This window comes from Rhizobium tropici CIAT 899, assembly GCF_000330885.1.
Taxonomy (GTDB): Bacteria; Pseudomonadota; Alphaproteobacteria; order Rhizobiales; family Rhizobiaceae; genus Rhizobium; species Rhizobium tropici.
Genome location: NC_020060.1, coordinates 92,230 through 105,523 on the forward strand (window position 1 = coordinate 92,230; position 13,294 = coordinate 105,523).

Consider the following 13,294-nt stretch of genomic DNA (forward strand, 5'->3'; position numbering starts at 1 on the left):
GAACGATCCATGCACCAACGCTGAAAGCACTCGGTTCATGTCGCGCTGGCGCGATCGATAACATTCAAGTCGGCGTTCGGATGCTGCGCGGCGAACCGCTCCATCTTGCAATACCGGTCTATGCGGATTAAATGTGGTTACGTAACCACGATTCTTGGAGGTTCGCTATGACCGTCACCACGCTTTCAGGGCGAGAACTTAATCAGGACCTTGGGCGCGCAAAGCGCGCCACCAAGGACGGGCCTGTCATTATCACCGACAGGGGTCGGCCTGCGCATGTCCTTTTGTCGTTCGATGAATACAAGCGGCTTACAGGCAAAATGCGAACGCTTGGTGACATGTTGGCAGCGCCGGGGGCGGAAGACGTTGACTTGCCGCTCCCGCAGCGCATGGAACGTGCCCAGCCGGTTGATCTGGCCTGATGCTGTTGCTCGATACTAATGTCGTGTCCGAGCTGCGCAAGGTCGCGAGCGGCAAGGCTGATCCCAACGTCATGGTCTGGAACGAAACCGTCGATCCGGCCGAGACCTTCATTTCCTCCGTTGTCCTGCACGAACTGGAGATTGGCGTTCGGTTGGTGGAGCATAACGATGCCACCGCCGGAAAGGTGCTGCGCAACTGGCTGGAAAATACCGTTCTCACGGCGTTTTCCGGCCGCATCCTGCCCCTGGATGAGGCGGCGGCTGTTCAGGCGGCGAAATGGCATGTGCCAAATCCCAAGCCGATCAATGACGCCTATATTGCGGCGACAGCCGTCACCCGTCGGATGACGCTGGTCACGCGCAATATTAAGGATTTCGAGGGCATGGGTATCGCGCTCGTGAATCCTTGGGATATGTCGGCATAAAAATCGTCTGAATCATCTGATTGCATCTCGACCGGTTTTCTAGCCGCAACGGCAAGACTACGGCTGGAGCGAGCTGCACGCGAGCGATCGCCAAGCGGAGGAACCGCTTCGACTTGCGGCTACATGCCACACTTGCAGGTACACGAGTCGGCGCGGAATCTACTTTGCTTTCTGTTCCATAAATCTGGCTATGCCAGATCGGATGCCTAAGTCATTGATAATGTGGAATGCGACGCGAAAACAAGGGTTCGATTCCTATCACATCATACAGATCTCATTTTTGGCTATAGAGGGTCGTTTGCGGAAGGGGGGCGGAATCTTGCGTTAAGCAAAAGTTCGCAGAGCAGAGGGATATCGCGAAGTCCCTCAGAAAGTGCTGTCAACTCACTCAAGGGCCTGGACTCGATAAGCGCGACCCAACCAACGCCCTCGTCAGGCAGGCCAGATATAGCTTTCGACTAGGCTCCGCCCCCTTTGATTTTGTTGGCCCCGAACGCAAGCTAAGCCCTAATTGGGGCCATTCGTACAACGAGGCCCGCAAGAAGGCCAGGCCTGTCCTCGCGCATGGCGAGTGTGAGCCGCGCTCCTTGCCTTTCTGCTGCGGCTTTCGCGATCGCCAGCCCTAAGCCGCTCCCCTCGCTATCCTGGGGCCTTGACCTGAAGAACCGTTCAAAGACGCGTGGCATCTCTTCCTCCGCGATGCCCGGACCTGTGTCGCGGACCTCGATCCGTGCCTCGCGCCCGGCTACGGCCACCGCGACATCGACGGTTCCATTCGGTGGCGTGTACCGCACGGCGTTCTCGACCAGATTGTCGAGGATAATCTCAAAATCAGCTAGAGCACCGATCGTGACGGCCTTGTCCCGGCGCGTGATGCCAAGGTCGATCCCTCGGCTCTCGGCGAGCGGGGTCAGGCGCGCAATGGTGTCAAGCGCAAGCTGCACGAGGTCGATCGGTTGCGGCGGGGGCGCGGTCTCGTGGGCGTCGTAGCGCGCGAGGCGCAACAGCTTGCTCACGAGGCTGGTGGCCCTGCGGATCCCAGCTTCGAGCTCGGTCAAGCGCTCGGAAAATCGGCCATCCCGGTCGTCGTGCCTAAGGTTGTCGATTTGAATTTGCAGCGCCGAGAGCGGTGTGCGCAATTCGTGGGCCGCATCGGAAATAAACCGCCGCTGTTTCTCCAGCAATGCGCGGAGCCGGGCGAGCAACAGATTGATCGAACTTACGAAGGGAATGACTTCGGCGGGAACGTCGTCGGTCGGAACGGGGCTGTCCACCGTCGTGTCTCGGGAGGCGACCGCGGTGGCGAGGCGATTGAGCCGGGCCATGATCCGATCGATGATCCAGCTCAGCGTCAGCAAAGACAACGGAATGAGAACGATGATCGGAAGTGCCGCCTGGAGCGCTGCACTAGCCGCCAGTTCCTCCCGGACGCTCATATCCTGGGAAACCTGAACAGTTCGATCCGGTGCGACCAACGTGTAGACGCGCCAACTGCCACTACCGGTCGAAGCGTCAGCAAATCCGGTCGCCGATTGGCGGGGAATACCAATGGTAGGATGCGATTGCCGCAACGTGCTTCCGGCCGCATCCCAGACCTGGATGACGAAGTCGTCTTCGGGATCGTGCGGTGCACCGCTGTCTGGCCCTGTTACGGGTGATGAACGCGTATCCCCGACATAAAGGGCGATCTGCCGAAGCTGGTTGTCAAGGAAGTCGGATGCCTCGTTCCGAGCGAGGAAGTATGACGTTGTCGCCGCGCAGGCGCCGATGGTCGCCATCAAGCCAGCAAGCCAAAAGAAAGCAGTGCGTCGGATCGATATGGTGTTTATCACTTGGGGACCATCCAGCCTGCCCCTCGGACGTTGCGTATGATGTCCTTGTCGAACTTGCGTCGGACGTAATGGATGAGGACGTCGATGGCGTTGCTTTCCACCTCCTCACCCCAACCATAGAGCCTTTCCTCAAGTTGGGTGCGAGAAAGAATAGTTCCGGGACGCTCCAGCAATGCCTGAAGCAGGGCAAATTCGCGCGCTGGCAATACTTCGCCGCACCCACGATATTTCACCTCATGGCTAGATAGGTCGAGCTCGATTTCGCTCGTGTAGAGGATCGAAATCGCCTGACCTCCGTGGCGGCGCAAGACAGCGCGCATGCGTGCGAGTAGTTCTTTAACCTCGAACGGCTTCACCAGGTAGTCGTCGGCACCAAGGTCCAGCCCTGTGATGCGATCGTCGAGTTCGTCACGGGCGGTGATCACCAGAATTGGCCTCTTGTCTCCAACTGCCCGCAGCGAGCTAAGAATTTCAAGGCCGGAACGGCCCGGCAAGCCGAGGTCAAGCAGCACAAGGCCATGCCCGCCAACCGTGACGGCTTCATGCCCCAGGTGGCCATCCCGCACCCAGTCCACCGACATGCCTGCATCGTCGAGCGCTCGTACGAGAGCCCGGCCGAGCATGACATCATCTTCAATCACAAGAACACGCATGCTTCAAAGTAACCTAAACGCATCCACCTGGACAGATTTGGTTTAAGCCTACTCCACGACGGCTGATCATCTAAGACCCTCCTAATTCTGCTGGCGTCACATGCCTGCTCAAATCCGCAGAGGAGCGCTCAATCATGACTGTCCGCTATCGAATATCCGCCGCAATAGCCTTGCTGCTCATGATGTCATCCGGCGCGTTTCCTCCCGCTTTGGCACAGGAGAAGCTCGCCGCGCCGGAGACGACCCCGCCGGGTGACATTCCGGACAATCAGGTCTTCATCACCTACACCTCTCCTGACGGATATGCTCTGAAGGTGCCAGAAGGATGGTCACGCGCCGAGATCGACCATGGCGTTCGGTTCTCCGATAAATACGATGAGATAGATGCTACCCTTGGCGCCGCGAGTGCTGCTCCAACAGCGTCCTCAGCCAATGCACACGAAATCCCGGACCTCAAAGCGGCGGGGCACGCAGTCAAAGTCACTGCCGTCAAGAATGTAAAGCTTGCAGCGGGGCCGGCCGTTCGCATCAGTTATGTGTCGAATTCCGTGGCAAATCCGGTGACGAACAAGCAGATCAGGCTCGAGCACGAGCGCTTCATTCTGTTCAAGGATGGCAAGACGGTCACGCTCGATCTCGCCGCACCGGCCGGTGCAGACAATGTCGACCAGTGGCAGTGGATCTCCAACTCTTTGCAGTGGAGATGACCACATGAGCGTACTGGAGGCGGCCGAGCTTTATCGCTTCTATCATGCAGGTGACGACGAAGTCGTGGCTTTGCGTGGGGTTGCCCTCGCGCTCGATGCCGGAGAATTCACCGCTTTGAGAGGCCCGTCGGGCAGCGGGAAATCGACGCTGCTTGCCTGTCTTGCCGGGCTCGACGAGCCGGACGGCGGCGTGGTGTCTGTCCTGGGCGAGCGCATGACCCGGCGCCCCGAGCCGGAGCGGGCTCGGCTTAGGGCGCGCCATTTTGGCATGCTGATGCAGTCGGGAAATCTTTTCGATCATCTGACGGTACGAGGCAACATCCGTCTACAGATGGAGATCTCCGGCCACGGACGATCGGATGAGATCGATAGCCTTCTCGACAGCCTGGGCCTTGATGGTCTGGCGGATGTCTTGCCCGCGCACCTTTCAGGCGGTGAGGCGGCGCGCGCTGGCCTGGCCGTGGCGCTTGCCGCAAAACCGTTGATCCTGCTTTGCGATGAGCCCACTGCCGAGGTCGATGCGGCGACGGAACAACTCGTCATGGATCGTCTAATGGCAACTTGCCGCAGCGGTGCCGCCATCCTGATCGTCACGCACAGCCCCGCGCTTGCCGCACGGGCCGATCGCATTGTCGACATCCGTGATGGAGGCATTGTGCATGGCTAGAGCTTTACTTGTGGCCGTCGACGACCTTTGGCGCAGCTTCCAGCGTGAGCGAGGCGTCGTGTCAGCCGTTAAAGGCTGCTCTTTCAGGATTAGCGCCGGCGAAAACATCGCCATCATGGGACCGTCTGGCTGTGGAAAGACGACGCTTTTGAACCTGATCGCGGGACTGGACATCCCGAGCTCAGGACGAGTGGAGTGGCCTGGGCTTGGTTCGTCCGACACATTGCGCCCGGAGCGGATCGGCGTCGTTTTCCAATCCGCGAACCTGATGCCCGCGCTCACCGCCGTCGAGAACGTCGAGCTGCCGATCCTTCTCGGTAACGGTTCCGACGCCCGCGCTCGCGCCCTGACAGCGCTTGCCACTTTTGGGGTCGAGCTCCTTGCGCAGAAGCTTCCCGAGCAACTCTCCGGCGGCCAGGCTGAAAGGATCGCCGTCGCTAGAGCCATTGTGACCAATCCAGAATTGATTGTCGCCGACGAGCCGACGGGCCAACTCGATCAAGCCGGCGGTGCAATATTGGTCGACCGCCTGCTTGCCTGGGGGCGGCAAACCGGAAGTGCCATCATCATCGCAACGCATGACGAGCGTGTGGCGGCAAAGATGAACCAAGTTTGGCGGATGCGTCACGGCAGAATAGAGAGCATGATTGGGAGGTCCACATGTACGGGCATTGGTTGCTCGGACTTATCCGAACCCGTTCCGGCCGCCTCGTCGGCACCATCGGCGGTGTAGCGCTGACAGTCGCCTTCATCGCGTGCCTCGGCGCCTTTTTAAAATCCAGTGCGACTGAGATGACGGCACGGTCGGTCGCCCAAGTGTCCGTCGACTGGCAAGTCCAGGCGCTGCCGGGGACAGATCATGGTGCAGTCGAGGCTGCGATCCGCTCGGCCGCGCCGGTCACTGCCGTGCAGTTGATCAACTATGCCGACATACCAAGCTTTGAGGCGAACACGGGAGGCACCGTGCAGACCACGGGTGGCGGCACGGTGCTTGGGATTGGACCGGGCTATTTCGACCAATTCCCCGGACAAGTCCGACGGCTGGTCGGGTCGGTCGATGGCAACCTGATAGCACAGCAGACTGCCGCCAACCTGCATGTCGCGGTGGGGGATGAGGTTGTCATCCACCGTCACCAAGCACCTGATGTCAGCGTGACGATCGGCCGGCATCGTCGATTTACCGAACGCCGATGCGATGTTTCAGGCAATTGGTGTTGCGGCTGGCGCCGCACCGCAAGCCCCGCCCGACAACGTTCTGCTATTGCCGATGTCTCAGTGGCAGCAGGTGTTTGAGCAGCAAGACGCCAGCCGGCCCGATACCATTCGCACCGAGTTTCACGTCAAGCTCGATCATCATGATTTATCCTCCGACCCGGTTGCAGCGGGCATCTGGGCAACTGAGCGCGGCCACAATTTCGAGGCTCGCGCCGTTGGAACCGCGCTGCTTGCAAACAACCTGGCAGCTCGATTGGAGGCAGTCCGCGAGGATGCCCTCTATGCGCGGCTGATTTTCCTGTTCCTCGGCGCGCCTGGGGCCATCCTCGCCATCCTGCTGACGCTTGCCGTAGCTGGAGCGGGACGGGACAAACGCCGGCGCGACCAGACGTTGCTGCGCTTGCGGGGGGCAACGGTCGATACAGTTCTTCGCCTGGCTACCGCTGAAGCAGCAGTTGCGGGTGTCGGGGGTGCGATCCTCGGTATTCTGCTTGCTGCTCTTGCCGCGCATTTCATCCTCGGGATGGTGCTCTTGCGGGCCGCAGCTGCTCCTTTGCTCAGCGCTGTGGCGGTGGCCGGGATCGCGCTTTCGCACGCAGCGATCCTGATCCCCGCGTGGCGCGATACCCGCGGTTCGACCGTTGTGGCCGCGCGGCGGCCAATCGGTAATGATCGCGCACCGCTTTGGGCCCGCTTCTATCTCGACCTGGTGTTACTGGTGCTCGCTGCGACGCTCTACTGGCGTTCGGCAGCCAGCGGATACCTGGTTGTTCTTGCGCCGGAAGGTGTGGCAGCGGCTGCGGTCGACTACACCGCCTTCCTCGCCCCTTTGCTGCTCTGGACTGGCTTGGCGCTATCGGCCATGCGGCTCGTTGGGGCAGTGCTGCAGCAAGGCCGGCCGGTGATCGCCAAGGGCTTGCGGCCCGTCGCCGGTCGTCTCGCGGATGTGGTGGCCGCAACAATTGGACGGCAAGGTCCGCGACTGACTGCTGGCATCGGCCTGGCTGCGCTTGCCTTTGCCTTCGCCGCATCGACCGCGATTTTCAACGCCACCTACGAAGCTCAGGCCCGGGTTGACGCTGAACTGACCAACGGGGCTGACATCACCGTCACAGGCACATCCGCCACGCCCGCATCCCAGGCGCTCGAGCGTCTTTCCAAGCTGCCGGGCGTCGCGGCGGCCCAGCCGATGCAACATCGATACGCTTACGTCGGAACCGACCTTCAGGATCTCTACGGCATCGATCCGATGCGCATCGGGACAGCCACGGCGATGTCCGACGCCTATTTTGCCAATGGCGACGCCACGGCGACACTCACCGACCTCGCACAAACGCCGGACGGCGTGCTGGTATCGCAGGAAACTGTGAACGACTATCAGCTCAGTCGCGGCGACGGCATCAATCTTCGCCTGCAAAACACGGCCGACCACCAATATCATGTCGTGTCCTTCCACATTGTCGGCGTGGTGCGCGAATTCCCGACTGCACCCAAGGATTCGTTTCTGGTTGCCAACGCCGCTTATATTGCGCAGCAGACAGGTTCCGCGGAAAGTGAGATCGTTCTTATTAGGACTAACGGCGATCCGGCCCGGATCGCACGGGCCGCCCAAAGCGCGACTGCGGGTCTTCCTGGGCTCAAGGTCAGTCAGATCGGTGATGCGGTTGCCTTGATCGGGTCGAGCCTCACCGCGGTTGATCTCGCCGGTTTGACAAGGCTTGAGCTGATCTTCGCGTTGGTCATGCTGGCCGCCTCGAGCGGATTGGTGCTTGGCCTCGGCTTTGCCGACCGCGAGCGCTCCTTCGCAGTCCTCGTCGCGCTCGGGGCCCGACCAAAACAACTCGGTGCGTTCGTTTGGAGCGAGGCCGCACTGGTCATCGGTAGCGGCATGGTCCTGGGTCTCCTGGTTGGCGCCCTGATTGCCTATGTGCTCGTCAAGCTGCTGACCGGCGTGTTCGACCCGCCGCCCGATGTGCTTTCCGTGCCTTGGCTCTATCTCGCTGCCCTCATCGTGACGGCCGCCGGCGCGGCTTTGCTGGCCGCGACGGGCGAAGCGATGCGCAGCCTTGAACACGTCACCGAGAAGCTTAGAGGTGAATGAGGACGGGCGTTGCTTAGCAAGACCATGCTGCCATTGTGAAAGTTTGCAGAGATGGGGCTGAAACCATGAAAGGAAAACGAGAATGAAAACGCAAATGCTTATAGTCGCGATATTGGTGCTGGCGCCGATCAGTACGGCATTCGCTGCCCAGGCGTCCGGCACGATCACTGCAATCAGCAAGAATGCCGATACGATCACGCTGTCGGACGGCAAGACTTACGTCCTGCCCGAAGGGATCGAAGACACCAAACTCCGCGTCGGTGAGAAGGTCCAGCTAACCTATGTGGATAAGGGTGGTAAGGCGGTTGTCTCGCGTCTCGTTCCGCAAAAATGAACATTGCGGCGGCCGGTGGCATTACCCGGCCGCCGCACACGGTTGATTACTATCGGTGTTACGTCAGCATCCGCTCTAATTCTCAGCTAATTAAACCCGCGTAGTCAGAACAGGCCAGCCGAACGCCGCCGGCAAAAGAGCGAACACATCGCGCTGCCACCGCAGTCGCGCCATTCAACCGGCGCGGGGCGACATTGAAGTGACGCCTTCCTTGCAAGACTAAATTCGGGGGAATCCACTGATGAGACAGATCTTTCTTGTCATCGCGCTCATTGCCGCCCCGGTAGCGGCCTTCACGAGTTTTGAACTCTACGCCAACAATGCGCCCGCCAAAGCGGCGAATCTAGGCGATCTATCATCGTTCAAAGCCATCGTCGCCGACGTTCAGACCCTCGCTTCCAAGGGAGATCTGTCGGCCGCCGCAAAGCGCATTACCGACTATGAGACGGCCTGGGACCAGGCCGAGACCGCGATCCGTCCGATAAACCCGAACGACTGGAACAACATTGACACTGCCTCCGACGCGGCGCTGAAGGCGCTGCGTCAATCCCCTCCGTCGGTTGATAAAGTCAACAAAACGCTCGCAGCCCTCATGGCGGTTCTCAACAATCCGGCCCAGCCTGCTCGATAGGCAGCGTCGGATCGCGTTACCTCACGTCAGAATTGCCCAATGGGACGTTCAACGCTCGTTCAAGGAGACTCGTGATGTCTGCACCGATTGCCAAGGCTGTCGTTTATAATCGTGTTCCCCGCGTCACGGCCGATTTCTGGCTTATTAAGCTGATGGCCGTTACGATGGGTGAAACGGCGGCCGACTATCTCAACGTGCGAATGGGTCTAGGGCTCACGGCGACATCGCTGGTTATGTCCGCTATTCTGGCCGTCGCATTGGTATGGCAGTTTGCGCAGAAGAAATATGTTCCCGCTGCCTACTGGCTTTCCGTAGTGCTGATCAGCATCGTTGGTACGTTGATCACCGACAACCTAGTCGACAATTTCCATGTGCCGCTGCTGGCTACGACGATAGCGTTCTCGGTCGTCCTGGCGCTGACGTTCTTGCTGTGGTTTCAAGCGGAGCGGACGCTTTCGATCCACTCGATATTCACTGTGCGGCGTGAGGCCTTTTATTGGCTCGCTATCCTGTTCACCTTCGCGCTCGGCACGGCTGCGGGCGATCTGGTGGCGGAGAAATTCGCGCTCGGATACCTGGCTACCGGCATCTTGTTTGGGATGATCATCGCCTCGCTCGCAATCGGCTACTTCTTCCTCGGTCTCGATCCGATCCTTGGCTTCTGGCTGGTCTATATTTTGACCAGACCCCTTGGTGCCTCGTTCGGCGACCTGATGTCTCAGCCAGCGCAATATGGTGGCCTGGGCCTGGGCACTATCGTGACAAGCGCAATTTTCCTTGCTGCGATCGTGACGATCGTCGCCTTCATGAGCGTGCGGGGCGAAGGCGAGGAACTCGCTGAAATCAACGAGGATGGAAAATTCGGAAAGCCCGGCCAGCGCGAGAGGCTTACGGTTGCCCGAGAAGAGCGTTAACGCGGGTTTGGCAGGGCAGGCACGTTTCATGTAATCGACCAGTCGCAAATTCACCCCATGCCTTAAAAGGCGATCGGGCAGTGTCTCAAGAGTGGGAAACTTCGTCGCTGCTGCCTCGATAATTCACCATCGGAGGTGCTGTTTCGGCGCAGGCTTCCGGAGCCGCTCTCGCTTGCCGCAATCATGGAAAAATCCCGTAGAGCCGAGACCATGCCCGAAACAGACCTTGCGCGTCTATCCCTGAAGGTTTTCGTCATCAATCTCGATCGCGCCGTCGACCGCATGTCGCACATGCGGGAGATGCTTGATCGCCTTGAGATCCCGTTCGAGCGAGTGACGGCAATCGAGGGGCGGGCGATCGTTTTACCCATCAGAGAATTCGACGAGATTGGATACCGCGTTCTCCACGGCAGGAAACCCAACCCCGCAGAGATCGGCTGCTATCTCAGCCATATCGAATGCGCCCGCCGATTTCTCGAAACGGAAAATGCCTTCTCCCTCATATTGGAGGACGACCTCAAGCTTCCCTTCGATCTCATCAACATTCTGGAAGGTGCGATCCGGGCGGAAAGCGATTGGGACATTCTGCGCCTGTCGACGGTCAGCAGCGGCAGGAAATACGCCTTCCGTGCCCTGGATGGCCACCGCTGCCTTGCGATCGCTCTCACCAGAGAAAAGGGCTCAGGCGCGTATCTGATCAACCGTGCAGCGGCGCGATGGTTCCTCAACGCATTGCTACCGATGCGGCTTCCCTTCGACCTTGCATTCGATCTCGAATTCCTAGCCGGGCTCAAATCCGCTTTCGTTTACCCCCTACCGATCAGTCAGGATCTCCACGTGCCATCGCAGATACAGGGCAATCGCGGAAGCTTTCATCTGTCGCGATGGCGCTATGCGAGCGTCTTGCCGTTCCGGGCTGGGCTAGAAATCGCGCGCGCGCTCATGCGAACGTCCCGGCTGTGTTTCCTCAGGCTACGCCTAGTCGCGACGTTCGCCCAAGCGCGGCGCAGCCTTGCCCTATTCTGTCGGAAAAATCGTCGAAAGACGAATGCACGCTGAGCGGCAGATCGCAAATGCCTATCCGGAGGTGGCCGGCCGTAATGAAGCGTGCACGATTTGCGGATGAACAGACCCCGGAATGCTGAGTGGCCAGGAGACCGGACAGCGCGAGAACAATGCCGGCCTTTCCCTTCAGGCGGGATGCCTCACATTCTCAGTGAATATGATTTGCCCGCACGTTGTCCCGCGATCGACGCGGCCGGAGCCGTTACAAGGCGAATGCGCGTACCGATCTTTGGAGAGGTGATTTCAAGATGCATGCCATGCAGTCTTGCAATTGCCGAGACGAGACTGAGGCCCAGGCCATTGCCGGGAGTATGCCGGCTCTTCTCGGCTCTATAGAAACGGCGGAGCACGGCGTCGGCATCCTCTGAGCGGATTCCTATGCCGGTGTCCTCCACCGTGACGGACACATGGTGGCCATCGCCTTCGACCTTAACGAGCGCTAGTCCGCCCTTTGGCGTGAACTTGATCGCGTTGTCGATCAAGTTGGCTATCGCTTCGAAAATGAGGTTGGGATCACCAGAAATGATGGCTGGCTCGTCGGTGCTCGATTGGTACGAAAGAATGATACCGGCTTCATCGGCGGCAGGCTCGAAGAACTCAACCGCATCGCTTGCAACTGCTTTCAGATCGATGTCTATGAAGCCAGACCGCCTCAGCCCGTCTTCTACCTCCGAGATTCGCAAAAGCGCACCAAACGTCTTATGGATGCCGCGTATTTCGTCAAGCGCTTCATCGATATAGCCGTGATATTCATCGATATTGGTCGCGCGCCGACGTGCACGCTCAAGACTGCCCAGTAGGCGGGTGAGCGGGGTGCGCATATCGTGGGCGATATTGTCGCAAACGCCCTTGACTTCTTGCATCAGGCGCTCGATTTCGTCGAGCATTTCATTGACCACTTTGGCGAGGCGATCGATGTCGCCGCCAGCGCGGCCTGTCGGCAGTCGCTGTTTGAGGTCTCCCTTCATGATTTGCGCGGCCGCATCGGACATTGCGTCCAGCCGACGAACCGCGCCGAAGCCGACAGCAATTGCGCCTGCAAGTCCCAATATCGCGGTTGTGAGCGATGCGAACAGCGTCGCGTTTTCGAGGCGTTCGCGAAATTCGCGCTGCTCATGGAGACTTTGCGCGATGAGAATGGAGCTGCCGTCTGCACGGCGATGCAGCAATCCTCTGTAATGATCTTTCTTTGCGGCGCTGCGGTCGGCGAAATCGAAGGGAGTGTACAAAAATAGGTCGTTCTGGAAAGGCCAGGGGGACTCCTGCAACAAGCTTGCCGCTTTGGTCGAAGAGCGAAAAGGGCCGTTCGGTGGTCGTCAAATCCCGGCTTCGGGCGGATAGGCGTGAAACGATCTCGTTGGCGGGTAGGCTTTGAAGCGACTGCATTTCGCGCGTAAGCCATTCATCGCTTCTCTGGTCGAGAAAGCTCTGCATCTGCCAATCGACGAACAGAAACAGCGCACTTGCCGCCGCGCCGAACACAAGCAGGAAGGCAACCGCCAATCGGAAGCCGCTCGTCCTGAAAAGTTCAATCAGTCGCATCGAGAACATAACCTGAGCCACGAAGCGTTCGGATCAGGGGCGCAAGCCCAGGCAGATCCAGCTTCTTACGAAGCTTGCTGATATGCACGTCGATGACATTCGTCGCCTCGCCGTAGCGGTAGTGCCAGACTTCTTCGAACATCATCGTGCGAGTAACGATCTGACCTGAGTGCCGGGCGAGATATTCAAGCAACTGATATTCCCGTGGTAGAAGATCGATTGCGGTACCCGCCCGGCTGGCGGTATGCGTCAGGAGATTGATTTCAAGATCGCCGACTTTGAGAACCGTCTCCTGAGCCGTGTTGGTTCGCCGGCGCATGAGGACATCCAGCCGCGCCGTCAGCTCGAGCGCTTCAAATGGCTTCGTCAGATAGTCGTCGCCTCCAGCCTTGAGACCGCGTACCCGTTCGTCAACCGCTGAAAGCGCGCTCAAAATCAGGACCGGGGTTTGTACCGAAGCTGCCCGCAAGGCAGAGAGCATTGCGAGCCCATCAAGGGTGCCGGGCAGCATGCGATCGAGCACGATGGCGTCAAATGTGCCGGAAATCGCCTTGACCAGCCCATCGCGACCATCGGCCGACTGTGTAACGGTGCAGCCGTGGTCCACAAGTGCCGCCTCGATTTCCGACGCTGTCCCCAGGTCGTCCTCGACCACGAGTATCTTCGACACATTTCCTCCAAGAATGCTGACTAGTTTCCGCGCAATATCTAGATAATCAATGTTGAATATTCGTTCGCCTGAACATGAAATCAATTTCATCTTCGCGAGCGCTTGGAACGACGTGC

The 13,294-nt window shown here is 59.3% G+C and carries 16 protein-coding genes and 1 pseudogene; 11 read left to right on the forward strand and 6 right to left on the reverse strand.

Features of this window, described 5'->3' with window-relative positions; translation table 11 throughout:
- The first annotated feature begins 167 nt into the window (after positions 1-167).
- Together RTCIAT899_RS19055 and RTCIAT899_RS19060 are read left to right on the forward strand one after the other, a co-directional pair.
- Entirely contained in the window at positions 168-422 is a 255-nt protein-coding gene (locus RTCIAT899_RS19055) for a type II toxin-antitoxin system Phd/YefM family antitoxin (RefSeq protein WP_015341865.1), read from the forward strand.
- Entirely contained in the window at positions 422-847 is a 426-nt protein-coding gene (locus RTCIAT899_RS19060) for a type II toxin-antitoxin system VapC family toxin (protein WP_015341866.1), read from the forward strand. Before RTCIAT899_RS19055 ends, RTCIAT899_RS19060 begins: the two co-directional genes overlap by 1 nt.
- A gap of 500 nt (positions 848-1,347) precedes the next feature.
- Here RTCIAT899_RS19060 and RTCIAT899_RS19065 read toward each other — a convergent pair whose 3' ends face one another.
- Both RTCIAT899_RS19065 and RTCIAT899_RS19070 read right to left on the reverse strand, forming a co-directional pair.
- Positions 1,348-2,625: an ATP-binding protein gene (locus tag RTCIAT899_RS19065; protein WP_051043295.1), complete on the reverse strand. Its 1,278-nt coding sequence runs from the start codon at positions 2,623-2,625 to the stop codon at positions 1,348-1,350.
- A gap of 50 nt (positions 2,626-2,675) precedes the next feature.
- A complete protein-coding gene (locus RTCIAT899_RS19070) occupies positions 2,676-3,332 on the reverse strand; it encodes a response regulator transcription factor (RefSeq protein ID WP_015341868.1) in 657 nt (218 codons plus the stop codon).
- 134 nt (positions 3,333-3,466) lie between these two features.
- Here RTCIAT899_RS19070 and RTCIAT899_RS19075 point away from each other — a divergent pair, with 134 nt between their 5' ends.
- The 9 genes from RTCIAT899_RS19075 (at position 3,467) to RTCIAT899_RS19110 (ending at position 10,960) form a co-directional block, all read left to right on the forward strand.
- Positions 3,467-4,039, forward strand: a complete 573-nt coding sequence (locus tag RTCIAT899_RS19075; RefSeq protein WP_015341869.1) for a DcrB/PsbP domain-containing protein — start codon at positions 3,467-3,469, stop codon at positions 4,037-4,039.
- Positions 4,040-4,043: 4 nt separating this feature from the next.
- Positions 4,044-4,706 (forward strand): ABC transporter ATP-binding protein, encoded by a 663-nt coding sequence (locus tag RTCIAT899_RS19080; protein WP_015341870.1) that lies wholly within the window; start codon positions 4,044-4,046, stop codon positions 4,704-4,706.
- The gene (locus RTCIAT899_RS19085) at positions 4,699-5,439 is read left to right on the forward strand and encodes an ABC transporter ATP-binding protein (RefSeq protein WP_135488298.1); all 741 of its coding nucleotides are present in this window, start codon (positions 4,699-4,701) and stop codon (positions 5,437-5,439) included. The genes RTCIAT899_RS19080 and RTCIAT899_RS19085 overlap by 8 nt, the downstream gene beginning before the upstream one ends.
- The gene (locus RTCIAT899_RS34080) at positions 5,367-5,999 is read left to right on the forward strand and encodes a hypothetical protein (RefSeq protein WP_244441493.1); all 633 of its coding nucleotides are present in this window, start codon (positions 5,367-5,369) and stop codon (positions 5,997-5,999) included. The genes RTCIAT899_RS19085 and RTCIAT899_RS34080 overlap by 73 nt, the downstream gene beginning before the upstream one ends.
- Positions 5,992-8,022, forward strand: a complete 2,031-nt coding sequence (locus RTCIAT899_RS19090; RefSeq protein ID WP_244441494.1) for an ABC transporter permease — start codon at positions 5,992-5,994, stop codon at positions 8,020-8,022. The genes RTCIAT899_RS34080 and RTCIAT899_RS19090 overlap by 8 nt, the downstream gene beginning before the upstream one ends.
- 82 nt (positions 8,023-8,104) lie before the next feature.
- Positions 8,105-8,356: a DUF1344 domain-containing protein gene (locus RTCIAT899_RS19095; RefSeq protein ID WP_015341872.1), complete on the forward strand. Its 252-nt coding sequence runs from the start codon at positions 8,105-8,107 to the stop codon at positions 8,354-8,356.
- 241 nt (positions 8,357-8,597) lie between these two features.
- Positions 8,598-8,987, forward strand: coding sequence for a hypothetical protein (locus RTCIAT899_RS19100; protein ID WP_015341873.1), 390 nt, complete (start codon positions 8,598-8,600; stop codon positions 8,985-8,987).
- Positions 8,988-9,061: 74 nt separating this feature from the next.
- Positions 9,062-9,901, forward strand: coding sequence for a COG4705 family protein (locus tag RTCIAT899_RS19105; RefSeq protein ID WP_015341874.1), 840 nt, complete (start codon positions 9,062-9,064; stop codon positions 9,899-9,901).
- Between the two features lie 183 nt (positions 9,902-10,084).
- Positions 10,085-10,960 (forward strand): glycosyltransferase family 25 protein, encoded by an 876-nt coding sequence (locus tag RTCIAT899_RS19110; protein WP_015341875.1) that lies wholly within the window; start codon positions 10,085-10,087, stop codon positions 10,958-10,960.
- Positions 10,961-11,106: 146 nt separating this feature from the next.
- Here RTCIAT899_RS19110 and RTCIAT899_RS34085 read toward each other — a convergent pair whose 3' ends face one another.
- The 4 genes and pseudogenes from RTCIAT899_RS34085 to RTCIAT899_RS19120 form a co-directional block, all read right to left on the reverse strand.
- Positions 11,107-11,853: a sensor histidine kinase gene (locus RTCIAT899_RS34085; protein WP_244441497.1), complete on the reverse strand. Its 747-nt coding sequence runs from the start codon at positions 11,851-11,853 to the stop codon at positions 11,107-11,109.
- A gap of 42 nt (positions 11,854-11,895) precedes the next feature.
- Positions 11,896-11,958, reverse strand: a pseudogene (locus RTCIAT899_RS34485) (hypothetical protein); the annotation flags it as partial.
- 121 nt (positions 11,959-12,079) lie between these two features.
- A complete protein-coding gene (locus RTCIAT899_RS34095; protein ID WP_244441501.1) occupies positions 12,080-12,508 on the reverse strand; it encodes a hypothetical protein in 429 nt (142 codons plus the stop codon).
- Entirely contained in the window at positions 12,495-13,178 is a 684-nt protein-coding gene (locus RTCIAT899_RS19120; protein ID WP_015341877.1) for a response regulator transcription factor, read from the reverse strand. The genes RTCIAT899_RS34095 and RTCIAT899_RS19120 overlap by 14 nt, the downstream gene beginning before the upstream one ends.
- Between the last annotated feature and the right edge of the window lie 116 nt (positions 13,179-13,294).

Bases quoted from the DNA above. Each gene is read 5' to 3' on its own strand.
- RTCIAT899_RS19075 (WP_015341869.1), top strand. From the start codon at position 3,467: ATGACTGTCCGCTATCGAATATCCGCCGCAATAGCCTTGCTGCTCATG.
- RTCIAT899_RS19070 (WP_015341868.1), bottom strand. From the start codon at position 3,332: ATGCGTGTTCTTGTGATTGAAGATGATGTCATGCTCGGCCGGGCTCTC.
- RTCIAT899_RS19080 (WP_015341870.1), top strand. From the start codon at position 4,044: ATGAGCGTACTGGAGGCGGCCGAGCTTTATCGCTTCTATCATGCAGGT.
- RTCIAT899_RS19065 (WP_051043295.1), bottom strand. From the start codon at position 2,625: ATGGCGACCATCGGCGCCTGCGCGGCGACAACGTCATACTTCCTCGCT.
- RTCIAT899_RS34080 (WP_244441493.1), top strand. From the start codon at position 5,367: ATGTACGGGCATTGGTTGCTCGGACTTATCCGAACCCGTTCCGGCCGC.
- RTCIAT899_RS19105 (WP_015341874.1), top strand. From the start codon at position 9,062: ATGTCTGCACCGATTGCCAAGGCTGTCGTTTATAATCGTGTTCCCCGC.
- RTCIAT899_RS19055 (WP_015341865.1), top strand. From the start codon at position 168: ATGACCGTCACCACGCTTTCAGGGCGAGAACTTAATCAGGACCTTGGG.
- RTCIAT899_RS19085 (WP_135488298.1), top strand. From the start codon at position 4,699: ATGGCTAGAGCTTTACTTGTGGCCGTCGACGACCTTTGGCGCAGCTTC.
- RTCIAT899_RS19095 (WP_015341872.1), top strand. From the start codon at position 8,105: ATGAAAACGCAAATGCTTATAGTCGCGATATTGGTGCTGGCGCCGATC.
- RTCIAT899_RS34095 (WP_244441501.1), bottom strand. From the start codon at position 12,508: ATGCGACTGATTGAACTTTTCAGGACGAGCGGCTTCCGATTGGCGGTT.
- RTCIAT899_RS19100 (WP_015341873.1), top strand. From the start codon at position 8,598: ATGAGACAGATCTTTCTTGTCATCGCGCTCATTGCCGCCCCGGTAGCG.
- RTCIAT899_RS34085 (WP_244441497.1), bottom strand. From the start codon at position 11,853: ATGCTCGACGAAATCGAGCGCCTGATGCAAGAAGTCAAGGGCGTTTGC.
- RTCIAT899_RS19060 (WP_015341866.1), top strand. From the start codon at position 422: ATGCTGTTGCTCGATACTAATGTCGTGTCCGAGCTGCGCAAGGTCGCG.
- RTCIAT899_RS19110 (WP_015341875.1), top strand. From the start codon at position 10,085: ATGGAAAAATCCCGTAGAGCCGAGACCATGCCCGAAACAGACCTTGCG.